A 24,384-nucleotide genomic window follows, 5' to 3' on the forward strand; every position below is an offset into this window, starting at 1 on the left:
AACGCTGTATCAGAACGGTTCGGCCATCGCCACGACTACTACGGACGTAAACGGTGCCTACTCATTCACGGGTCTGACCCCAGGTGCGTCGAATAGCTACGTAGTGGGCTTCACGGCTCCATCGGGCTTCTCGACTACTACCCCTCGTTCAGGCACAGATGCTTCTAAAGATTCTGACGCTGATCCCATTACAGGTCGTAGCCAGAGTGTGACTTTGTCATCTGGCGAGAACAACCCAACGATCGATGCTGGTTTCTTCCAGCCAACAGCGGGTCTGGGCGACTATGTATTTGAAGACAAGAATGCCAACGGCATTCAGGATGCGGGTGACGTAGCCATTCCAGGCGTCGTTGTTACTCTGTATACCAACAGCTCAGCTATCGCCACTACGGTGACGGATGTTGCTGGCTTCTACTCGTTCACAGGGCTGACGCCGGGCACACCCTACGTGGTAGGCTTCGGTAAGCCAGCCGGTTTCGAGCCAACGCTGGTAGGTGTCGGTAACAATGCTCTTGATTCAGACGCTGACCGGACCACTGGTCTTACGGGTGTATATTCACTGACGGCCAATGAGTTCAACCCCACGGTTGACGCTGGTTTCTTCCGTCCTGCTTCACTAGGCAACTATGTATTTAACGATGTAAATCGTGATGGCATTCAGGATGCGGGTGACAGCCCAATTCAAGGGGTGACGGTAACGCTGTATCAAAACGGTTCAGTCGTAGCTACTACGACAACTGACGCAAACGGTCTGTATTCATTTACGGGTCTAACGCCAGGTACGTCGAACAATTACAGCGTAGGCTTCACTACGCCGGGTGGTTTCACGCCAACAACGCCGTTATCGGGTACCAACGCTGCTAATGACAGCGATATCGATCCGTTGACAGGTCGTAGCCAAAGCGTTACGCTGGCTAGTGGCGAATACAATCCAACCATAGACGGCGGGTTTATTCGCAACCTGGGTGCAATTGGTAACTACGTATGGTTCGATTACAACAGTGATGGTCAGCAGGGCACTACGGTTCTTGAGCCAGGTGTTGCGGGTGTAACGGTTCAGCTCTTTGCTGCGGCCAACACGACTGTGCCACTAGCTACCACCACTACAGATGGAACTGGTTACTACTTGTTCGACAAGCTGCCTTCGGGTACCTATGTAGTGAAGTTTACGGCCCCAGCGGGTAGTGTGTTCACAACGAAGAACAAAACAGGAGTTGATGCAACACTTGACAGCGACGCGGGCGTTGTAGATGGTCTGACGGATGTCATCACCATCGATGTAACGCAGCCACTGTCGAGCACTGCTCGTGTTAACCTGACCATTGATGCCGGCATTGTTCCTTACGGTTCAATTGGCAACTATGTGTGGCGCGACACGAATAACGATGGTATTCAGAATGACGGCAATACTGGCCTGGCTGGTATTACAGTTGAACTGTTTGGTAACGATAACCTGACGGTTCCACTTTCTGAAACGGTGACCGATGCAACTGGTTTCTACCTGTTCGACAACCTGATTTCAGGAAGCTATAAAGTGAAGTTTACCCTGCCAACAGGAGAAACCTTTACGCTGAGCGAAGTTGGTAATGACCGTGCGGTGGATAGTGATCCGGGTGCTGATGGATTCAGCAAGACGGTCGTGATCAACACGGCCCTGGCGCTTGGTAACGTTGGTCGCAATAACATGACCATCGATGCGGGTGTGGCTGGCAAGTGTGCTACGCCGCTCATGCTGGTGGCCGGAACAACCAACATGAGCCTTTGTGTGGGTGGTTCTACGTCGGTAAGTGCCGTTGCCATGGGTGCTTCTAAAGTGAACTGGTACCTCGACGCTACGGCGCAGGTATTGGCCTTCACAACGGTAAGCGGTCAACTGATCGAAGTAGCGCCGTCGACCAATCTGACGTACTATGTACAGGCAGAATCGGCTGATGGTTGCAAGAGCGAGATCAAACCGGTTGTCATCATCGTTAATGCCCGCCCAAACACACCATCGTGTTTGAAGGAGACGACGATCTGCAAAGACAAGACGTTTGACTTAACAACGGTTCAGCTAAATAATGTGCCCCTGCCTGGCAGCACGCTCGAATGGCGCACGGGCATCAGCGAAACTAGTCCGCTGGTGACTAACCTAACAGCCGTTGGCGCAGGAGAGTATTACCTCTTCGAGCGCTCACGCTACGGTTGTTACAGCTACCCTGCTGTGCTGACGGTAAACGCGATCGATTGCAGCTGCCAGAGCGTAGCCATGGTATCGACAAGCCTGACCTCGGGTTCTGTTTGCGAAGGCGACAAGATCATGCTGGTTGCCACCATTGGTGGATCGGCTACGGGTGTAACCTGGATGGCGTCTAATTCGGCTACCGCTGGTATGCTGACCGGTGCCAACAGCCTAACAGCCATGTACCTGCCTTCTGCCGCTGACATTGCCGCCGGTCAGGTTGCTATCACGGTAACAACAAATGATCCTGATGGCAACGGTGTTTGTACGCCAGCCAACAGCACGGTACTGGTTGTGATCAACAAACGGCCCGATGCTCCGATTGGCGTTGCTTGTGAAGACGATATTCTTTGCAAAGGCAGCAGCACCAAACTGTTCGGATTCACAACGGGTGCCAAGATCAACTGGTACGCCAACGGTGTATTGCTGGGTACAACAACCAGCGGTAAGAGCCTGACGGTGACGCCGATGCAGTCGACTACGTACGTAGCTGAATCGGTAAGCCTGGCAGGTTGCACCAGTGTGTCGACTACAGAAGTAGTAGTAACGGTGAAAGCCACTTGTCTGGCCGACCTCGCAGTAGCGAAGAAAGTAATGACAGATGGTCCGTATAAAGTGGGTGATGTAATTGCCTACGGTATTACGGTGACCAACAACGGTCCGGTAAACGCTACGGCGGTGTCAGTATCTGACATTCTGCCTGCCTCACTGGAATACGTGAGCGCCACACCGGCAACCGACTATAACGCCAATACGGGAATCTGGACAGTGGGCAGCCTGCTCAATGGTTCTGACCGTAGTCTGATTGTTCAGGCACGTATCAAATCGATTGGTTCTGTAGTGAACAAAGCGATTGTAACAGGTGGCAACGACGATCCAAGCAAACCGGAGAACAACACCTCTACAGTGACTATCACCGTAGAAGATTGTACTGCACCGGCGCCAACGATTGCCTGTGCCATCACTGCACTCTGCGGTCCAACTGAATCAACCGTGCTGACTGCCCGTGACTGCCGTGGTACCATCAAGTGGTCGAATGGCATGACGGGTAATCGGATCGAGGTTATTCCGGGAGTAACGACAACCTATACAGCGAGTTGCGTAGTAGGTACATGTACCAGTGTTCCTTCGAATGCGATCACGGTAACGGTAACCAACGTACAGGCACCAACTATTCTGGCTAGCGCCGACAAGGTTTGCGCTGGTGGTGTAGTTAGCCTCACGGCAGTGGGTTGCGGAAATGGTCAGGTATTCTGGTCAGATAACAGCCTGTCGGGTTCAGTGGTAACGGTAACGATATCTGCCGAGACGAAGCTTACTGCTCAGTGCCGTATCAATAACTGCTACAGCCCATCGACGGAAAAAGTAATCCGGGTTGGTAACGACCTTCCGAAGCCAACTGTAGTATGCAGCACAACGGAGATTTGCCCAGGCGAATCAGTTGTACTGACTGTTCAGAACTGCATGGGTACGCCAATGTGGAGCACGGGTGAGCAAACCACGAGCATCACGGTGATGCCAACGCAGGGTAACAACAGCTACTCGGTACGTTGCATGGATGGTACTTGCACCAGCCCACGTTCAGACGACTACACAATCAAGGTGACGCCAGCGGCGGTGCCAACGGTGGTTGCTTCGGCTACATCGGTTTGTACCGGTACAGTAGTTAGCCTGAGTGCTACGGGTTGTGCGGGTCACGTAACATGGAGTAACAACATGACGGGTAGTGTGATCTCGGTGTCGGTAACGGCAACAGAAAGCTTCTACGCCTTCTGTAAAGTGCGGGATTGCCTGAGCGACCCATCGCAGTCGGTAACGATTCGCGTCGGTAAGCCTTCGGCACCAACAATCCGGGCAATTCCAAACACGGCTATCTGCTCTGGTGAGTCGGTAACCCTGACAGTAGCTGAAGGCTGTGCCAACGGTACGATCAAATGGATGCCGGGTAACCTGACTGGTCGCACGATTCAAGTGATACCAACGGTCAATACCGATTACACGGCCACTTGCGTAGTCGACAATTGCGAAAGCGTAGCGTCGAACACGGTGAAGGTGATTGTGAAAACGGCTGGTACTGCACCAACTGTTGCTTCGTCTGCACCTTCGGTTTGTAATGGTGGCAGCGTAACGCTGACAGCCGGTAACTGCACCAACGGAATGGTTCAGTGGTCGAACGGTATGACAGGTACGTCGATCGTAGTAATGCCAACGGCTGATGCCAACACTTACTCAGCAACTTGTAAGGAAGCTGACAAGTGTGGAAGCCCACAGTCACGTGTAATCACGATCGGTGTAACGACGCCAACAGCGCCAACGATCATCTGCAGCACCTCGGTGATTTGCCCAGGTGAGTCAGTTGAATTAACGGCTCAGAACTGCATAGGTACGCCAGTATGGAGTACCGGTTCGGCAGACAACGGTAAGTCGATGATCTCTGTATCGCCGACAAGCACGACCGATTACTCGGTGAAGTGTGTGAACGGTGCTTGCGAGAGCGGTTCGTCAATCCTGTACACGATCGAAGTAGTGCCGGTTCCGGTGCCAACTGTATCGGCTAGCAGCACGATTATCAGCGAAGGCGAAAGCGTGACACTGACAGCGACCAACTGCCCAGGTACAGTAACCTGGAACACAAACCAGACAGGCTCGTCGATTGTAGTGATGCCATCATCTGATGTAAGCTACTACACAGCTACCTGCCGCTTCCGTACCTGCGTCAGCGACCCATCGGTAACGATCACGGTTCGTAAGAAAGGCCCGGACAACTGTGTTGCTAAAGCGGGTACACTGGTACCAACGATCAGCGAGGTGTGCGCGTCGACAATGACTACGGTAACAATCTCGGCAACCGACAACGGTGGTCGCGTGGTACCAGCAGGTTTCTCAGTCCGCTACGTGCTGACAAAAGGAGCCGGTCTTGTGATTCAGCAGACCAGCGATATGCCAACGTTCACGGTGCCAGCTACTGAAGCGGGTATCTACACGATCCACACGTTAGTGTACAACCCTGCTACCCTCGATCTGTCGGTGGTAGTTCCGGGAACAACAACGGGTGCTGATGTACTGAACCTGATTCAGACTAACAAGATTTGCGCTGACCTGGATGTGACTGGCGCTCGTACGAAAGTTAAATACGTACCTGCACCACAAATTTTGGGTATCGGAAGTCTGAACCGTTGCTACGGCGAGGTAGTCTCGCTGACAGCTGTCGGTTGCGAAAACGGTACGGTATCGTGGGGTGGTGGTGCCCAGGGAAGTGTGTTTACGTTCACTGTCCTGCACGACTCATGGTTTAGTGCTGTATGCACAGTAGATGGATGCAGCAGTGCACCATCTGAAATGGTTGATCATTACCTCGTTCAGCCTAAAGTGCCAACGATTGGTTGCGACAAGCCAACAGTATGTGCGGGTGATCCGGCCACACTGACGGCGCAGGGATGCGAGAACGCAGGTTACCTATGGAGCACCGGCGCAACAACGTCGAGCATCGTGGTGACACCGGGTGAAAGCACAACCTACGCAGTGAAGTGTGTGATCGGACAGTGCGAAAGCGCCTGGTCACCAGCCTGCAAGCTGACGGTTGGTCAGCCTGGTACGCCAGTAGTAATGGTCAATGGGTCGACGAATAACGTGACAAGCTGCTTCGGCTCGCCTGTTACGTTGACGGCCAGCGGTTGCCCTGCCGGTGCATTCGCCATCTGGAGTAACAACCAGGTTGGTAGCACCATCACGGTGAACCCTGCCGCTACGGCAACCTACACAGCACAGTGCTGCACGTCTGACAACTGTAAGAGCAAGGTATCGAACGCCATCGTGATCACGGTGTTGCCGAAGGTGCCACAGCCGAAAACGGTTGACCTGACCAATGCCTGCCCACTGCTGACGGTGAATCTGGCCAGTGCAGTAGGTACTGTACAGACTACCGGTGGTATGTTCGAGTATTACTCAAGCAGCACACTAGCTCCGGCTACTAAACTGACCAACACCAACGTAACGGTGTCAGGTACGTACTACGTAGTGGAGAAAACGACGACAGGTTGCTACAGCCTGCCAACTCCAATCCAGGTGAACATCACAGGTTGTGGTGATCCGCTGCCATGTACCGATAACCCGGTAACGGCTAGTGCTGGTGACGATGCGACAGTATGTGCCGCCAAAACGTATAAATTAGACGGTAAGGCTACCGGAAACAACCTGATCACCCAATGGACAACCAGCGGGTCAGGTACGTTCGATAACGCCTTTATTGGTCAGGCTCTGTACACTCCGTCGGCGACGGATGTACAGGCCGGCCAGGTCACACTGACCTTCTCGGTGAAGACCAACAATACGGCCTGCGGTGTGAAAACTGATGCCATGGTACTGAATCTCAATGGTCCGAAAGAGCAGCCGATGGTGTCGGTGATCGGAGCCACCCAGCTTTGCTACGGTGACTCAGTGAAGCTTCAGGCACCAGCCGGGTTTACGTACCTGTGGTCTAACCGGGCAACTACGCAGTCGATCATGGTGAAGGAAGGAGGTGAGTACACTGTTCAGGTGTTCGACGCCAACGGTTGTAGCTCAGTACCTTCAGCGCATGTAACGATCAGCGTTGGTTCGCCGGTTGCCGCACCACTTGTTGCCAATCTGCGTAATGCCTGTCCAGCCACAACGGTTAGCCTTAGCACTGCGCTGGCTGGCCCGGCTCCGGCTGGCAGCACCTACGAATACCGCATGGGTGAGTCAGCATCTTCAGCACTGGTGATGAACCCGGAACTGGCTGGCGATGGCACTTACTACATATTCGAGCGGACGGCTAACCAGTGTGTTAGCATGCCAGCTCAGGTAGTAGTGAAAGTGATCAACTGCACAATCGATAACGGTAAGTCGGCCGACGTGGTAATGACCAAACTGGTAAGCAACACATCGGCGAAAGTGGGTGAAACGCTGACCTATACGTTGAAAGTGACCAACAACGGTCCTGACAAAGCATACAACGTCGATATTCGCGATGTACTGCCTGTTGGCCTGAACCTGGTTGTTGCCAACGCACCTGTGTCATATACGGTTACAAATGGAGCGATCACTAAGCGGTTCGACAGCCTGGCTGTTGGTGCCACTGACTCGATTGTCTTCATGGCTCGTCTCACCAAGAAAGGGGCTGTTGTGAACACGGCTAGTATCACGTACAGCGATGTAACGGATGCCGCTATGGCCAACAACACGTCGAGTGTGACGGTTACCGACAACTCACCTCACAAAGCGGGCCTGATTGGTCTGGCTAAAGAGGTAGTTGGCACGCCAACGTTCACCAACGACAGCACTCTGGCCGTATCGTACCGCTTCACTCTGACCAACTATGGCGACGAAGATCTGACACACGTAGGTGTTGCCGATCATCTCGACATTGTGTATGGTGCCAACAAGGTGATTGCTACCGAACTGGTCATCGATCCTGCCAGCAAGTTGATGGCTAACCCGGCTTTTACCGGAATTGGCAGCAACTCGCAGATGCTGGAAAGCAGCACGCTGCTCGCCGGTCAGACATCGACATTTGTCTTGTCTGCGATGGTACGCGTAAACAAGGTTGACACGGTAGATCGCACGTTCTGGAACTCGGCAATAGCCACGGCCACGAACTCGACTACGCACGTGAGTGACGTTTCGATTGAAGGAAATGACGCCGACCCTGATAAGGACGGTGATCCAACCAACAACAGCTACGCAACGTCGATCGTAATTCAGGGAACGCCCAAGCCGCAGGCCAAAAAACTGGGTGTAGCCATGTCGGTTGCTTCAGTGGTTAAACAGGCTGACGAAAGTTATAACGTAACCTATACGGTATACGTGAAAAACTACGGAAGCACAACGTTGACCAATATCAGTCTGCTCGATACAGTTGCTAATGCCTTTACCAGCCCGGCTGCCTACTCAATCGTGAGTGGTGTTGTGGCAAATGCAGGTAGTCAGTTAGTAGTTAGCGGTGATTTCGACGGAAACAACGCACCCTACTACCTCAATAGCTATCTGAGCCGTTTGGCTGCTGGTAAAGAAGATACCCTGAGCTACACAGTCAATGTACAGCCCAACGGCGCCAGTGGTCCATTCTACAGCCAGGTAGTAGCTATTGCCAAGCCTGAAGGATCAACGCTGACGGTTAGCGATCGCTCGAATGCCGGTTCTGTAATCATCCCGAATGATGATACAAAAACTGCCGTTCGTTTCGATCTGCCTTCTGCACTGCTTGGTTTAGCCAAACAGGTTGGTACTCCGGTTCGTGTGGCTGATAATGTGTGGGATGTTCCTTACACCATTAAGGTCTGCAACCTGGGCACAACCGAACTGAAACAAGTACAGGTAATTGACGATCTGTCGAAAACGTTTGGTAACGGTGCACAGGTAACTAGTGTGACGGTAACGGCTGATGCGGGTCTGAAAGTAAACGCCGGTTATACGGGTGTAGGGTTGCTAACCAGCATGCTCGATACCACAGCCAGCACACTGCCTGTAAAAGCAATTCGTTACGTGCAACTGGTAGCCCGGGTGAATGTGTCGCAAGCCACGTCGCTGAGCTACACCAACATTGCCTTTGGTTCGGCAATGAGTGGCGCAGTAGCCGTAAGCGATACGTCGAACACAGGATCAAATGTTGACCCTGACAACGATCTGGATCCGCGTAACAACAACGATGGCACGCAGGTAGTGCTGAACAGCCTGCCAGGTGCGCCTTACATTGGAGTTGCCATGACGGTAAGCGATACAGTTCGCCAGACTAACGGTAGCTACAACGTTACTTACCGCATGGTGGTGAAAAACTACGGTACGGTAGCCTTGAGCAATGTATCGCTGTCAGACAGCCTGTCGAACGTATTCAATTCGCAGGTAGGTGCCAGCTTCAGTATTCTTGGCACACCAATTGCATCAGCAGGTAGTATACTGAAGGTGAATCCAGGCTTCAACGGAAGCACGGATCCTGTACTGGTAACAGGTGATTCAACGAGCCGGTTGGCTGTAGGTGCTACGGATACCCTGCTTGTTCGGGTTAACGTCATCACCAATGGACAAACAGGTACGTTCTTCAACACGGTGTATGCTGTAGCGAAGGCAGGTCTGGAAACGCTCCGCGACGTATCGACCAATGGCTTGAACCCGGATCTGAACGGTAACAACAACCCTACAGATCCAAGCGAAAGCGAAGCCACGCCGTTGAACCTGCCGCTGAACCTGTCGACTGTGTTTATTCCTGAAGGTTTCTCACCAAACGGAGATGGTATCAACGACACGTTCGTGATTACCGGAACGCAGGGAACAACAGTTAACCTTGAGATCTTCAACCGTTGGGGCCACCGCGTTTACAACAGTGCAGATTACAAGAATGACTGGGATGGCAAGCCAAACACAGGTGTGCAGGTTGGTAACACCAGCAACGGATTGCCTGATGGCACGTACTTCTACGTCGTGAAATTGAGTGATGGCCGGGAGTTCGTGCGATACATGACGATTAACCGGTAGTAAGTAAGTTCACTGTGGTTGGCCACGGCGAACCACAGTGAACTGAAATATACCAAAGCAGTCTATCTGATATGTGTAACAAACACGCTTTTAAACTTTGGGCAGCTGTGCTGCTGCTTACCCTGGGGGTTGGCAGTAGCCGGGTCCAGGCTCAGCAGGACAAGATGTTCTCGCAATACATGTTCAACATGATGGCGCTTAACCCGGCTTACGCGGGCAGCCGTGATGTGTTGAGTATGACAGCCCTCTACCGGGCGCAGTGGATTGGCCTGGAAGGTGCGCCGCAAACGGCAACATTCACTGCCGATATGCCGCTGAACCGGGAACGGGTTGGCGTGGGCATTCAACTGTATAATGACCGCATTGGTCAGCAGACCGAGACTGGAGCCTACGCGTCATATGCCTTCCGCTTTCGGGTGGGAGAGCGGTCAACGCTCTCGTTGGGTCTGACCGGTGGCGTATCAGCGTACAGTAACCGGCTTACCGAAGTCGTAACGTCGTCGGGCCAAATTGGTCCCGTTGACCCGGCTTTTGCTACGGATGTTAATAAGATGTTGCCCAACTTCGGAACGGGCATTTACATCAGTAATGACCGGTCGTATCTTGGGGTATCGGTGCCACGTTTGTTACGCAACAATCTGAGTGACTTCAACGCACCGGGAATCCGGTCTCAGCAGGCCCGGCAGGCTTATGCCATGGCTGGTTTCGTGATCGGTTTGAGTCCGGCGCTCAAGTTGAAGCCATCGATGCTGGTGAAATATTCAGAGAATTCACCCCTTGGTTTCGATGGTAATGTCAATCTGTGGATCAATGATCGGGTAGCTATCGGTACGTCGTATCGCCGCAATCAGTTCTACACATTCACCGATCAAACCAACGACGCAGTTGTCGGCATGCTCGAACTGCAACTGAGCGATCAGTTCCGCTTCGGTTATGCGTATGACCGTACGCTAAACAATTTGGGGAAGTTTTCTCCTAATTCACATGAGGTCATGATTCGTTATGAATTAGGCTTCAACAGGAACAAAATTCTGACGCCGCGTTATTTTTAAGAGTTCGGCAAAGTATTTGCTATTCAGAGGGTATAGTCTCGATTTTTCGGGATTATACCCTTTCTTAGTTCTAACCCATTCTCATACAGCTTCACGTATGAACACTCGATTATCTCTTTCCCTTTGCTGGCTACTCCTGCTTCTTGGGTACGTTGCGTCGGCTCAGAATGCCGTAAAAAGTGCTGATCAGCACTTTTCCCAGCTAGCTTATGCTCAGGCGGCCGAACTCTATGAGAAGGCGCTGAAAGACGTTCAATTACCTACCGAGACCGAGGTGCGTCAGGTACGGGCCAAGTTAGGCTACTGCTACCGTCAGTTGCGCGATACCCAAAATGCCGAACGTATTTATCGGGAATTGATTGGCGAGGGGCAGTTGCCCGCCGATTATAACGATGCTTACCTACATTTTGCTCAGGCACTAGCCAGTAACGGGAAATACAAACAAGCCCAGGAAGCCTACGAAACGTATTCGAGCCTCCAGGGGTCAGATAGCCGGGGGCCACGTTTCTCCAAGCTCTACCGCGATGTGAGTGCCCTGACGAATAACGCAGGTAGCTACCGGGTCGATTTTCTGGATTTGAATACCCGAGAGCCCGAGTTTAGCCCAATTTACTACCGGGAAGGGCTGGTGTTCGTAACCTCATCAAAAACAGATAACGGCATACGTCGCGTGTTTAAATGGGATAATACGCCTTTTCTGGATCTGTATTTCCTGCCCGAACTCAGCGCTGTGAAAAGTTCTGCACCGGCTAGTTTGGGGAACGGTAAATCAACAGCCCGTTTGGCCCGGAGGCAGTCGTATCGGCCGCTCGGTCGCGATGATTTCACGGCTAGTACGTCCAACGACAGCCGTACGCCGGGTGTATTTGGTGGCAGTCAGGTAGCCGCCGGCGAGGGATATGATCTGGTTCCAGTATCAGAAGCAGAACAATTTAGTCAGTCGCTGAACAGTAAATACCACGAAGGACCAGCCACGTTCAGTCAGGATGGGTCGCGGGTGATTTTTACCCGCAACAACTATAATAACGGGCAAACATCGGCCAGTAAAGACGGGGTTAATAAACTCAAATTGTATACGGCCCGGCAAGTCAATGGCATGTGGACCGAGATTGAAGAAATGCCCTTCAATAGCGATGAGTACTCAACCGGTCACCCATCGCTGAGCCGCGACAACCGGCGGTTATACTTTGCCTCTGACATGCCCGGTGGCTTTGGCGGTACCGATATTTATGTGTCGAACTGGGAAGGAACCCGCTGGTCGGCCCCGATAAACCTGGGCGCTGAGGTTAATTCAAAAGGAAACGAATTGTTTCCCTTCGTCGATGAAAAGGGTAATCTTTACCTAGCCTCCGACGGCCTGCCCGGTTTGGGCGATCTGGACTTGTTCTATGCTGAATTAACGGCAGATGGGAAAGCTACTAGTAAGGTCCGCAATCTGGGCGAGCCAATCAATTCGGCCAAAGACGATTTCGGTATTGTAACAGATGGAAACCGTTCATCGGGCTATTTCAGTAGCAACCGTAAAAATGGCGGTGCTGATGATGATATCTATCGATTTGCCCGCGAGGGATCGCTATATCCCTGTCGCCAGCTAACGGTCAATGTATTCGATGAAAGAACCAAAGAGCCGCTTCCCAATACCATGGTTGTTTTGCAGGGTGGCGAACCCGGCAACGAGCGCAAAGAACTACAGACCGATGCTAACGGCGATATTCGGATTTGTGTTGACGCAGAAAGTGAACTGACCCTAACAGCGCAGCGTGACGGGTACGTTGACAGCAAAATTGGGTTTGCCACGCACAACCTGCAAGACGATCAGCCGTCGCGGCTCGAGATAGCCCTGGGCTACCCCACACCGGCAACCGCCGTGGCCGGTGCCGTAGCCGGTATGGTTGTGCAGCAGAAAGGAAAAGTGGTCACGCAGAGCGATAACGTACCCCTGCCGGATGTAAAAATCACCCTGGCCAACGAATGTGATGGCTCGTCGTACCAGATGGTGTCTGATGGTAATGGGTTGTACTCGTTCACTACCATTCTGGGCTGTGAATATAAACTCGAAGCTACTTACAAGGACATGGTGTGCCTTGGCTCGCGGATTGCCGCCGATGGTAGCGGAAACCCAAACATCACGATGCTTAGCCCCGGCGATATCCTACGGCTCGACAATATTTTTTATGATCTGGGTAAGTCGAAAATCCGGCCCGATGCGGCCATTGAACTGAATAGGCTGGTTGATATGCTGAGTCGTTACCCAAAGATGACGATCGAACTGCGGTCGCATACGGATAGCCGCGCAACGGCTGCTTACAACAAAACACTGTCGACAAACCGGGCTAAGGCGGCTGTTGCCTACCTGGCCTCAAAAGGTATTGCCAAGTCACGGCTGAAAGCTGCCGGTTTTGGCGAATCGGCCCTGGTGAATGATTGTGTTGATGGAGCCAATTGTAGCGAAGAAGATCACCAGAAGAACCGCCGCACAGAGATCAAGATTCTGGCCATTAACTAGGGTAGCGAGAACTAGCCTGATACGTACCTGAATTTTCATAAGAAAGCCGCCACCAGTCAACTGGTGGCGGCTTTCTTATGAAAAATGAGTTGAGTTGTGGGTATTCGATGAACAAACCCGGTTGTCAGGGCTTTATGAAGATAGCCGGGGTTATCAGTCTCGACTGTAAACAAAAACTAGCACCATGGGAGCAAATCGGGTAAAACAAATTCATGAACTGGGCCAAAGCATATGGCTCGATTTTATTGACCGCCAGATTATGAACAGCGGTGGACTACAGAAGCTAATTGATGAAGATGGCATTCGGGGCATTACGTCTAATCCGGCCATTTTCGAAAAGGCAATCAGTAGCAGCCAGGATTATGATGAAGACATCAAGCAACTGGCGCAGGCAGGTAAATCGAACGAAGATATCTTTTACGGCGTAGCTGTGACCGATATTCAGCAGGCTGCCGATCTGTTTAAGCCTGTTTACGACGATAAAGTGAGCGGCGCAGACGGATTCGTTAGCCTGGAAGTATCGCCTCATCTGGCGCTTAATACGGCCGGTACCATCGAGCAGGCACGCGCCCTCTGGAAGGCCGTAGACCGCCCAAACGTGATGATTAAGATTCCGGGAACGCAACCCGGTCTTTCGGCCATTCAGCAGGCTATCAGCGAAGGAATCAACATCAACGTAACCCTGCTGTTTAGCCTCGATCGCTATGAAGCCGTTGCCGAAGCCTACATTGCCGGACTTGAAGAACGGGCTAACGCCGGACAGCCCATTGATCAGGTTGCCTCTGTAGCCAGCTTCTTCCTGAGCCGCATTGATACGCTGGTTGATCCAATATTGGTTGAAAAAGGCTTGACCGACTTGAAAGGCGAAGTAGCCATTGCTTCTGCGAAACAGGCGTATCAGATCTACAAACGACTATTTGAGTCAGACCGGTTTAAGGTACTAGCCGACAAAGGCGCCACGCCGCAGCGGTTGCTGTGGGCCAGTACGGGTAGTAAAGACCCCGCCTTCTCGGATGTGAAGTACGTAGAAGCACTGATTGGCCCCAATACCGTTGACACCGTTCCCATGGAAACGCTCGACGCCTTCCGTGATCACGGACAGGCGGAATCGCGGCTGGAAGAAAACCCGGAACAGGCGCAGCAGGTGCTCGATCAGGTACGTGAGGCAGGCATTGATCTGGCCGCGCTGATGCAGCAACTGGAAGATGAGGGAATCGACAAATTCAACAAGCCCTATGACAAGCTGTTGAAAGCGATCGACGATCAGAAGAAAGCCCTGACGCCAGCCTAGACCGTTTATTCACGAAAGCCAAAAGCCGAGCCTTGCGAAGGGTTCGGCTTTTGGCTTTCATGAATGCTTGTAGCGGCTGTTTATAGCCTGTTCGGAAAGGTATCATATCGTGGAATTGCCGTTGAGAAAGATTAGTTTGAATGGCTGAAACAACGAATACAAACCTCTATCTCTATGCTACTCAAAACCCTGACCACCTTATTTATCCGGGACCTAAACCGGGTAAAAACTGAATTGACTCAATATCAGGATGAAAAACAGATTTGGGCTGTGCCGCCGGGGATCACCAACTCAGCGGGGAATTTATGCCTGCATCTGATCGGTAACCTGAACACGTACATTGGCGGAGAATTAGGCCAGTCTGGGTACGTTCGTCAGCGTGAGCTTGAGTTTTCGCTTCGTGATATTCCGCGTGCCGTCATGCTGGCCCAACTCAACGAAGCCCTTTCGATGGTAGCACAGACGCTTTTGAACTTTGATGAAGCTCGGCTGGAGGAAGACTATCCAGTGCTGGTTTTCGAGGAAAAAATGTCGACGGGCTTTTTTTTAGTGCATTTGGCTACTCATTTAGCTTATCATCTGGGTCAGATAAACTACCACCGTCGACTAGTTGAGGGCTAATCAAAGTTGTTGATCAGCTTGTGTTTGCGACAGTTCACCGGGCAAATCCGACCGGTCACGGCTTTTTTGTAGCTTGCAGAGAGCCGGGTTGCTACCTTGAATCGTTTTCGGCTTCACCCTATGCAGACCACTGCCCCCGTTGTTCAGTTCGACGATCGCCTGATGCGACTCATCGGTATTCCGTTGATAGGGTTTATGATGCCGTTACTGTTCTTTGGAAAAACACTCCAAAACGGGTTGGTGCCGTACTTGCCCGTCTGGATTTCCTCTACTGCCCATGCGTTAGTGTATTGGGAAGGTAGCCGAATCATATACCTTCAAACCCGCCGCTGGTTTCCGGCTGTTTCGCAAACCATGCGTCGTCTGCTCTGGTTAGCAGGGCTTTCGTTAGTGTTTTCGGCTTTATTTTCGGCGTTTGTTTGCTATGGGCTGAACGAGGTATTGAATATCGTCTTTCCGGGGTCGACGAATAAAACGGATGTGCTGGAAAAATACCGGGCTTCACTCATTCCGCTGGTGATGTGCCTGACCGTGTATGAATGCATCTATTATTTCCGACAGCTACGGGCAGCCTTGCTCGAAGCCGAGCAGCTGAAACAGGCCAACCTGCAATCGCAGCTGGAGACGCTTAAAAATCAGGTCAATCCGCATTTCCTGTTCAATAGTCTCAATTCATTAACGGCCCTCATTCCCGAAGATCCCGATCTGGCGGTGCGCTTCGTGCAGAAATTGGCTAAAGTATACCGCTACATCCTGGAAATTCGCGAACTACAAACGGTTTCTCTGGCCGATGAACTCTCAGCCCTGAAAGCTTATAACTTCCTGATGCAGATACGGTTCGGTGACCGGCTTGCTATTCAGATCGACCTGCCCGATGATTGCCTGACGGTACGTGTCGTGCCTCTGTCGTTGCAGATGCTGGTTGAAAATGCAGTAAAGCACAATGTGATTTCCACCCAAAAGCCATTGCTGATTCGGGTATTTATCGAAAATAACCGGATCATTGTTCGCAACAACCTGCAACGAAAATTACAGATCAATGCCGATGAACTGGAAGAGTCAACGGGGGTTGGGTTGCAAAATATCCGCTCGCGCTACCAGTTACTGGCTGGTCAACAGGTCGATGTGATCGTGACTACGCAGCAGTTTGCCGTGAGTTTACCGATACTGACCGCCACAGAACAACCCGCACTAGCCTAATGAACCTGCTGCTCATTGAAGACGAAGCCCCCGCCGCCCGGCGATTGACCCGCTTGCTGGCCGATATCCGCCCCGGCTGGAAAGTGCTGGATGTGATTGACAGTGTGGAAGCAGCCGTGAATTGGCTACGTACCTATACCCCGCCCGATTTACTATTGATGGACGTGCAATTGGCCGACGGAATCAGCTTTGATATTTTCAGGCAGGTGACGGTGAACGTACCGGTGATATTCACGACCGCCTACGACGAGTTTACGCTCAGAGCTTTCAAAGTCAACAGCGTCGATTACCTGCTCAAACCAATTGATGAAGACGAGCTCGCGTCAGCTATTCAAAAGTTCGAGTCGCTGCATGCTACCCAGGCGGTAGCATCAGACAAGGGCCTGCCAACGGTATTGACGCAATTGCTCAGCCAACTGACAACGCCGAAAACAGCGCATAAAGAACGGCTACTCATCCGTAACGGCGCTCAGATGGCTACGGTGCCTGTTTCGTCAATCGCCTATCTGTACTCCGATGAAGGATTGACGTTTGCCGTGGAATCGGACGGGAAACGCCATATTCTGGAGTATACCCTCGACGAGGCCGACGATTTTCTGCCGCCCGGCCAGTTTTTCCGAATCAGTCGTAAGGTCATTGTTCAGGTCTCGGCCATTGGTCGAATTCATGCCTACTTCAACAGCCGCCTCAAACTCGATCTGAAACCCAATCCGGCTTTCGAAGTGATTGTGAGCCGGGAACGGGTAGGTGAGTTTAAAGCCTGGCTGGATCAGTAAGCCGTACTCTTTTCTAATAGTCTGATAATCTAGTACCTTGTCGTTGAGGTGCTGATTTATCTTGTCATTCACTGTCTGACTATTTATGAAAAAACAACTGCTTACTTACTGTCTTGCCGTTTTCGTTGCTGTTTGCTCGCTAAAATGCGGGGCTCAGCCCATCACATCACCGCAAATCGACGCGCTGGTGCGGCGCACACTCACTACGTTCGACGTACCTGGCATTGCCGTGGCCGTGGTGAAAGACGGAAAAGTGGTTCATGCGAAAGGGTACGGCGTCCGTTCGCTGAAGACGCAGCAATCCGTCGATGAGAATACGCTGTTTGGGATTGCTTCCAACAGTAAAGCGTTCACCGCCGCCGCCCTGGGTATGCTAATGGACGAAGGTAAACTGACCTGGGACGATAAGGTGATTGACCACATACCTGAGTTCAGGATGTATAACGCCTACGTAACCGAGGCCTTTACCATCCGCGATTTGCTCACGCACCGCAGCGGACTTGGCTTGGGGGCGGGTGATCTGATGTTCTGGCCCGATTCGAGCAACTTCACCATGAAAGACATCATTCATAACCTGCGCTATCTGAAACCCGTTTCGGACTTCCGGGCTAAATACGATTACGACAACTTGCTCTACATGGTGGCTGGCGAGGTGATTGAGCGAGTCAGCGGCAAAACCTGGTCTGCGTTTGTAGAAGACCGGATCATGAAGCCTCTGCAAATGAATCGGAGCGCCGGCTATTACGAACGCCTGGCCGACAAAGTAAATGTCATCGATGCCCATGCGCCCGTTAATGGGAAAGTGCAGGTGATTGACCGGGACATGATGCGGTTTGGCTATTCGGCCGGGGGAATCAACTCCAGCGTGGCCGATATGAGCAAGTGGGTCATTGCTCAGTTGAACAGGGGCAAGTATGGCGAAAACGGAAGCCAGAAACTATTCAGTGAGAAAGTACACGCCGAGATGTGGGCTCCGCAGACGATTTTGCCAACCGGCCCAACAGCAACGCCGCCGTATAATACCCATTTTGCGGCCTATGGTTTGGGCTGGTTTCTGTCTGATGTAAAAGGCCTGAAGCAGGTGACGCATACGGGGGGCCTGGCGGGGATGGTTACGCAGGTAACGCTCTTGCCCGAACTTCAACTGGGCATCATCGTTTTCACCAATCAGCAATCGGGTGGGGCGTTTAACTCGGTGACCAACACCATAAAAGACAGCTACCTGGGCCTGCCACCAACCGATTGGGTTACCCGCTACGGCGATCGGGCAAAAAGTGGTCAGCAGGAAGCCGATAAAATCACCGCAACCATTTGGGAGGGGGTTGAAAAAGAGCAGAAAAACAACATCAGGAAAGTCGATTTTGCGAACTACGCCGGTACTTACCGTGACCCTTGGTTTGGCGATGTAGTGCTGAGTCAGCAGGGGGGACGTACCTGGTTCCGGTCGGTGCGGGCACCGAAGCTGACGGGCGAACTCTTTTATTACAAAGGCAATACGTTCGTGGTGAAGTGGAATAACCGCAGTCTGGATGCCGATGCGTTTGTAACCTTCCAGGTTGATGATGACATGAAGCCTGCTTCCATAAAAATGAAGCCTATCTCCCCCCTAACCGATTTCAGCTTCGACTTCCAGGACCTTGACCTGCAGCGGGTAAAGGAGTAGTGGGTTCTTGACTTACCCCTTGATTTGAATTATCCACCCATGCCGAATCCCTCCGCGAGCTGGCGCGAGGATTTCCTCGCGCCTCTTATGCCGCAAGCCGGGACGCCGGACCGATCCGCTTGCACAGCGCGACAGCGCAAGGGTAGTACTAAAATTAGCTATAGCACATCGCCCTGCCGGGCTACAAGCATATGCTTGCGACATAACTGGCACGAGGAAATCCTCGCGCCAGTTCAATACACTCATAAACCCATGCTCAATCCCTTCACTAGATACCAAAGTCTCCGGCTTTCTTCGCTATTGATGTTGCTCAAATTCAGTGTATTGGCGCAGCAAACGCCCAACACAGATGCAACCCGAAAAGCCTTCCTGCAACTGATCGATCATCCACGAGTGCCGGTGGCGGCAGAGATAAAGGTATTGCCAAACACCGATGGCTTACGACAGGAGCATTTTACCTATGCTGCTGAGCAAACACAGCGCGTACCGGGTATTCTATTGACACAGGAAGGTAGTCAGCGTCGACCGGTTGTGGTGGTTTTGCACGGAACGGGCGGTACGAAAGAGGGGCAACTGAGTCTACTTAAAACACTGGCTAATCAGGGATTCATCGCTATAGCCATTGACGGGCGGTATCACGGCGAACGGCAAACCGGTACCGGATCGACTCAATATGTAGATGCCATGCTGAAAACCTATCGAACAGGGCAGGGGCATCCCTTTCTGTATGATACAGTTTGGGATATACTGCGACTGATCGATTATCTGGAAACCCGAGCCGATGTAGACGCTGCCCGTATTGGTGTAATGGGTTTCTCGAAAGGAGGTATGGAAACGTACCTTGCTGCCGCCGCTGATCCGCGAATTGCCGTAGCAGTGCCGATGATTGGCGTGCAAAGCTTTCGCTGGGCGTTGGATAACAACATGTGGATGTCGCGCGTGGGTACATTCCAGACGGCTGTTGATGAGGCGGCTAAAGAAGCAGGCATCAGCCACGTAGACGCTGCTTTTGTTCGTGCGTTCTATGACCGGGTGGCTCCTGGTATCTATACACAGTTCGATGGCCCGGCTATGGTGCCGCTTATTGCGCCCCGGCCGCTGCTGGTCATCAATGGCGACTCCGATGCCCGAACCCCCTTGTCTGGCCTGGATGAATGCATGACGCTCGCGAAGCAGGCATATCAGCGTACTGCTGCCGATGAAAAGGTAAAACTGTACATTCAGAAAGATACCGGCCATGCCGTTACCCCCATTGCGCTCCAAACGGCAATAGACTGGCTGGTGACATGGTTGAAGCCGTAACCAGGCTATAAGAGTTAGTGTATTTCGGCTATGTTGCTCCGCGAGCCGGGCTCTTCGCTAGTCGAAGCAGCATAGCAGAAACACGATACGTAAGGGCATATAGGCTTACCCTTTTGTCGCGTACAAGGTGCCGTCTTCAACGACATACAACATGCCGTCCATGGCAACAATCAGGGAGACATCTTTAAGCAGTCCGCGTTCGCCTACCTGCTCATAGTCGCCGTTCATATTTGTTTTGAAGAGCGTTCCGTCTTTTTCGACGCTCCATAAAAACCCTTTATCAGCTACCATGGCAACGGTGCTTTCCCAATCGCCTTTTTTGCCAACCTGTTCCCACCGCATGGCACGGACATTGGTTTTGTACAACGTGCCGCCTTCCACGGTCCAGAGGTAATCGCCCATTGCCTCGAGCATGGTGGCATCGGTAAATTCACCGTCGCCACCAATTTGCTGCCAGGTTCCGTTTTTGCTGGTTTCATACAGCGTTCCGTCGGTTTCAATACTGTACAACTTATTGTTCAGCGACACCATCGCTTCCGTATTTTTCCAGTCGCCGGTTTTGCCAACCTGCTGCCAGGCAACGGTGGTTGGGTTAGTGCGGTATAACGACCCTGCTTCGACGGTCCAGATTTCGCCACCCATGGCAACCAGAATCTCGGCATTCTCGAAATCGCCTTTCTTGCCTAACTGTTGGTAATTTCCCTTTTTATCGGTTTGAAATAGGGTGCCGTCTTTTTCGATGCTGTAGAGACTGCCGTTTTGAGCCACCACGGCAACGGTATTGGCCCAGTCGCCGGTTTTGCCAATTTGTTGCCACCGCTGAGCCGTTGCCAGATGAAACACCGAGCAAGCCAGCATAACCAGGGTACTAACTACTATTTTTTTCATGAATTGATGGGTCACAGTGGAAAGAACAGGTAGTCTTCTCATAAGGTACCAGACACTGTAGCTTGGCAAATTAGTTGTTTTCGTAAACTACATCAACCAACGATGTTTGTAGACTATGACTAATCATGGTCTGTTGGGCCATATAAGTACTTATACATAGCTATTTCTTGCGCCACTGGCCGATGAGTTGGGCAATAATTGGCTTCCGATTCACCCGCCTGCTCCGACAATTGACCATACCTAAACCGCAATCCACCAGAATCCCGTTTCCTGAACGGTCTGGCCCTGCCACCTTTGGTTCGAAATCAATCACCAAACCGATTTTGGCCATGAAGACTTTATTTACATGCCTGCTGCTAGGCCTTGCGCTGGCTACCTACGCCCAGAACGTACCTGAGAACCGCCTTACCTCTGCCTCACCAACGCAGACCCTCAGAGGTACGCTGGTCGATGCTGCCTCGCGTACACCGTTGCCCGGCGTTAGTGTTGTGCTCATCAACAGCAATCCACTAGTAGGTACAACAACCGATGGCGATGGCCGCTTCCGGTTGGTGAATGTTCCTGTGGGCCGTGTAGGGCTGAAAATTACGCTGGTGGGCTATCAGGAACTGGTATTAAGCGATGTGTTGGTTAATTCAGGAAAGGAAACTGTGCTTGAACTGCCCCTCACCGAAAGTCTGCGCCAACTGGCCGAGCTGGCCGTAACTTACAAACGGGCCGAAGATCGCACGGTGGCCAATAATGAACTGGCAGTGGTATCAGCAAGGCCTTTCAATGCTGCCGAAACCAACCGGTATGCGGGAAGCCTGGGCGATCCATCCAGAATGGCGGCCAATTTTGCAGGCGTAAGCGGGGCTAACGATGCCCGTAATGATATTGTGGTGCGGGGTAATTCACCAGCGTCGTTACTGTGGCGTATGGAAGGGGTAAATATCCCGAACCCAAACCATTTCGGAGCGTTGGGTACGTCGGGCGGGCCGGTGTCTATGCTGAATGCGAACCTGCTGGCCAAATCAGACTTTCTGACGGGTGCTTTCCCGGCCGAATACGCCAATGCACTTGGCTCCGTATTCGATTTGAAGCTACGGAAAGGCAACGACGAGAAGCGCGAGTTTCTGGGCCAGATGGCGTTCAACGGGCTGGAACTGGGCGCAGAAGGGCCGTACAGCAAAAAGTCTGACGGTATGGGTGGCCGATCATCGTATCTGGTCAACTACCGATATTCGTTGTTTGGCCTGCTCAAAAACGTAGGCTATCAGATTGCGGGTACGCCCGAATACCAGGATGGTCTATTCAAAACCGATCTGACTGTAGGCAGCAAGGGTAATTTGTCAGTCTGGGTGCTGGGTGGGCAAAGCCGGATCACATTTCTGGGCAAAGACATTGACACCGATAAACCCGATGCCTATGGCGACGAAAACACCAATACGCGCGTTAATTTTTCGATGGGTCTTGGCGCGGTATCTTATGAACACAGATTCAGCAACCGCACGGTGGGAAAACTGACCCTATCCGGTTCGCGAAGCACGCAGCACTTTGAAGGCGATACCGTGATTTACCAGTCGACGGGTGTGATTGCGCAGGAAATTGCGGCGGCAAAGAATGATTTCACGCAGGAAAAACTGTCGCTCAACGCCGGTCTTACGCATAAACTGAGCGCAAAAGACAAACTGTCGGGTGGCGTTATTGTTGATCTGCTTCATTATGATCTGCAGAGCCGGGAGTTATATCCGTCGGTGGTTACCCTTCGGAACACGGATGGCCAAACGGGATTGTTTCAGGCATTTGGTCAATGGCAGCACCGCTTCACCGACCAGCTAACGCTGAATACGGGTATGTCTGTGCTGCACCTGGCCCTAAACGGGTCAACGGCCGTTGAACCCCGTGCAGGCCTGTCGTATCGGGTGTCGCCCACGAGTTCGCTCAACGTGGCGTATGGCTTGCACAGCATGATGCAGCCCATTCTGACCTATTTCTACCAAACTCGACAGGCCAACGGCAGCTATGCCCTGACCAACAAAGACCTCGGGTTCACCCGCAGCCATCACTTAGTGGCGAGTTATGACCGCATGCTCACACCAACGCTGCGTTTGAAGCTGGAGACATACTACCAGTGGCTGTTTAACGCCCCCGTTGAACGTACCCCCAGCTACTACTCGGCCCTGACCGAAGGGGTAAGTTTCGCGCCAACCAACAAAGCCAACCTGGTGAACAAGGGCACCGGGCGCAACTACGGTGTAGAGCTAACCCTCGAGCAATTTTTCAACCGCAATTACTATTTCCTGGTCACAGCTTCGGTCTTCAACTCATTGTATACCGGTAGCGATGGGGTAGAGCGCAACACGCCATTTAACAACCGATACGTGGTAAATTTGCTGACGGGTAAAGAGTGGCAGATTGGCGCAAAAAACAACGTTCTGCTCGTGAACTGGAGAATGACTACGGCTGACGGACGATTTACAACGCCCATCAACATGGCCATGTCGGCCGAAACCCGTTCTGAAGTCGGCGACTATAACCGGGCTTTTTCCCAGCAACAGTCGGCCTATTTTCGGCTCGATGCCAAGTTTGGTTACCGCATGAACCGAACCCGATCTACCCATGAATTTGCCATCGATTTGCAAAACCTGACCAACCACCAGAACGTGTTTCAGCAAGCCTACAACCCGCGCACCAATCAGATCGGAACGGCTTACCAGCAGGGCTTTCTGCCCGTGCCCTATTACCGCTTAACCTTCTGATCGGCCACCAGTTGCACCAGCATAGTCACCCGGTCGCGCAGGGCGTCGGGCGAGGCGGTTTCGCCGCTAAAGAGTTGAGAGCCAAGGCCCACTGCCGTTGCTCCGGCACCAAACCAGGTGTTGAGGCTTTCGGCGGTGGGCTCAACGCCGCCTGTCACCATCAGGTTTAGCCAGGGCATCGGGCCTTTCACTGCTTTAATGAAACCAGGTCCCACTACGTTGCCGGGAAATACCTTCACCACTTCGGCACCTAGTTGGGTAGCCTGATAAATTTCGGTCAGTGTGGCCCCGGCGGGCACCCAGGGACGGCCCCGTTCGCGGCAAACGTCACCTACTTCGGTTGTCATCACGGGTTGCACCACAAAGTCAGCACCGGCATCAAGGAAGCGCTCAGTATCGGTGGCGGTTAGAATGGTGCCAATGCCCAACGACAGGCCGGGGCAGTGTTCGGCAACGTACCCAGCCAACTCCGTGAAAACGGGCAGGGCCGCGGCACCCCGGTTCGTAAATTCGAAAACACGCATACCGCCATCGTAACAGGCCTGTACAATCGATTGGGCGTGGGCAGCGTCGGCGTGGTAGAAAACAGGTACTAATGGGTGGTCAGCCAGATTCTGGAGGAAGGGAGACAT

The 24,384-nt window shown here is 52.3% G+C and carries 12 protein-coding genes; 10 read left to right on the plus strand and 2 right to left on the minus strand.

The window, feature by feature from the left end; translation table 11 throughout:
• Positions 1 to 4: 4 nt before the first annotated feature.
• The 9 genes from ACAW87_RS02835 (at position 5) to ACAW87_RS02875 (ending at position 20,123) form a co-directional block, all read left to right on the plus strand.
• Entirely contained in the window at positions 5 to 9,712 is a 9,708-nt protein-coding gene (locus ACAW87_RS02835) for an SdrD B-like domain-containing protein (protein WP_370721861.1), read from the plus strand.
• Positions 9,713 to 9,783: 71 nt separating this feature from the next.
• Positions 9,784 to 10,764 (plus strand): PorP/SprF family type IX secretion system membrane protein, encoded by a 981-nt coding sequence (locus ACAW87_RS02840; protein WP_370721629.1) that lies wholly within the window; start codon positions 9,784 to 9,786, stop codon positions 10,762 to 10,764.
• A gap of 97 nt (positions 10,765 to 10,861) precedes the next feature.
• On the plus strand, positions 10,862 to 13,270 hold the full coding sequence (locus ACAW87_RS02845) for an OmpA family protein (protein WP_370721630.1): 2,409 nt from the start codon (positions 10,862 to 10,864) through the stop codon (positions 13,268 to 13,270).
• A gap of 184 nt (positions 13,271 to 13,454) precedes the next feature.
• Entirely contained in the window at positions 13,455 to 14,561 is a 1,107-nt protein-coding gene (gene tal / locus ACAW87_RS02850; RefSeq protein WP_370721631.1) for a transaldolase, read from the plus strand.
• A gap of 174 nt (positions 14,562 to 14,735) precedes the next feature.
• On the plus strand, positions 14,736 to 15,182 hold the full coding sequence (locus ACAW87_RS02855) for a DinB family protein (RefSeq protein WP_370721632.1): 447 nt from the start codon (positions 14,736 to 14,738) through the stop codon (positions 15,180 to 15,182).
• A gap of 120 nt (positions 15,183 to 15,302) precedes the next feature.
• Positions 15,303 to 16,382, plus strand: coding sequence for a sensor histidine kinase (locus ACAW87_RS02860; RefSeq protein ID WP_370721633.1), 1,080 nt, complete (start codon positions 15,303 to 15,305; stop codon positions 16,380 to 16,382).
• Positions 16,382 to 17,158, plus strand: a complete 777-nt coding sequence (locus ACAW87_RS02865; protein WP_370721634.1) for a LytR/AlgR family response regulator transcription factor — start codon at positions 16,382 to 16,384, stop codon at positions 17,156 to 17,158. Before ACAW87_RS02860 ends, ACAW87_RS02865 begins: the two co-directional genes overlap by 1 nt.
• Before the next feature lie 85 nt (positions 17,159 to 17,243).
• Positions 17,244 to 18,821, plus strand: coding sequence for a serine hydrolase (locus ACAW87_RS02870; RefSeq protein WP_370721635.1), 1,578 nt, complete (start codon positions 17,244 to 17,246; stop codon positions 18,819 to 18,821).
• A gap of 303 nt (positions 18,822 to 19,124) precedes the next feature.
• Positions 19,125 to 20,123 (plus strand): alpha/beta hydrolase family protein, encoded by a 999-nt coding sequence (locus ACAW87_RS02875; RefSeq protein ID WP_370721636.1) that lies wholly within the window; start codon positions 19,125 to 19,127, stop codon positions 20,121 to 20,123.
• Positions 20,124 to 20,228: 105 nt separating this feature from the next.
• On the opposite strand, the gene ACAW87_RS02880 is transcribed toward ACAW87_RS02875, so the two are convergent.
• Positions 20,229 to 21,011, minus strand: coding sequence for a hypothetical protein (locus tag ACAW87_RS02880; RefSeq protein ID WP_370721637.1), 783 nt, complete (start codon positions 21,009 to 21,011; stop codon positions 20,229 to 20,231).
• Positions 21,012 to 21,340: 329 nt separating this feature from the next.
• Between ACAW87_RS02880 and ACAW87_RS02885 the strand changes: the two genes are divergently transcribed.
• On the plus strand, positions 21,341 to 23,752 hold the full coding sequence (locus tag ACAW87_RS02885; protein ID WP_370721638.1) for a carboxypeptidase regulatory-like domain-containing protein: 2,412 nt from the start codon (positions 21,341 to 21,343) through the stop codon (positions 23,750 to 23,752).
• Here ACAW87_RS02885 and ACAW87_RS02890 read toward each other — a convergent pair.
• On the minus strand, positions 23,734 to 24,384 hold the full coding sequence (locus ACAW87_RS02890) for a beta/alpha barrel domain-containing protein (protein WP_370721639.1): 651 nt from the start codon (positions 24,382 to 24,384) through the stop codon (positions 23,734 to 23,736). The two genes, ACAW87_RS02885 and ACAW87_RS02890, sit on opposite strands and share 19 nt — an antisense overlap.

Origin of the sequence: Fibrella aquatica (assembly GCF_041321135.1) — a bacterium.
GTDB lineage: Bacteria > Bacteroidota > Bacteroidia > Cytophagales > Spirosomataceae > Fibrella > Fibrella aquatica.

Bases quoted from the DNA above. Each gene is read 5' to 3' on its own strand.
- ACAW87_RS02840 (WP_370721629.1), top strand. From the start codon at position 9,784: ATGTGTAACAAACACGCTTTTAAACTTTGGGCAGCTGTGCTGCTGCTT.
- ACAW87_RS02845 (WP_370721630.1), top strand. From the start codon at position 10,862: ATGAACACTCGATTATCTCTTTCCCTTTGCTGGCTACTCCTGCTTCTT.
- tal (WP_370721631.1), top strand. From the start codon at position 13,455: ATGGGAGCAAATCGGGTAAAACAAATTCATGAACTGGGCCAAAGCATA.
- ACAW87_RS02855 (WP_370721632.1), top strand. From the start codon at position 14,736: ATGCTACTCAAAACCCTGACCACCTTATTTATCCGGGACCTAAACCGG.
- ACAW87_RS02860 (WP_370721633.1), top strand. From the start codon at position 15,303: ATGCAGACCACTGCCCCCGTTGTTCAGTTCGACGATCGCCTGATGCGA.
- ACAW87_RS02865 (WP_370721634.1), top strand. From the start codon at position 16,382: ATGAACCTGCTGCTCATTGAAGACGAAGCCCCCGCCGCCCGGCGATTG.
- ACAW87_RS02870 (WP_370721635.1), top strand. From the start codon at position 17,244: ATGAAAAAACAACTGCTTACTTACTGTCTTGCCGTTTTCGTTGCTGTT.
- ACAW87_RS02875 (WP_370721636.1), top strand. From the start codon at position 19,125: ATGTTGCTCAAATTCAGTGTATTGGCGCAGCAAACGCCCAACACAGAT.
- ACAW87_RS02880 (WP_370721637.1), bottom strand. From the start codon at position 21,011: ATGAAAAAAATAGTAGTTAGTACCCTGGTTATGCTGGCTTGCTCGGTG.
- ACAW87_RS02885 (WP_370721638.1), top strand. From the start codon at position 21,341: ATGAAGACTTTATTTACATGCCTGCTGCTAGGCCTTGCGCTGGCTACC.
- ACAW87_RS02890 (WP_370721639.1), bottom strand. From the start codon at position 24,384: ATGTCTCCCTTCCTCCAGAATCTGGCTGACCACCCATTAGTACCTGTT.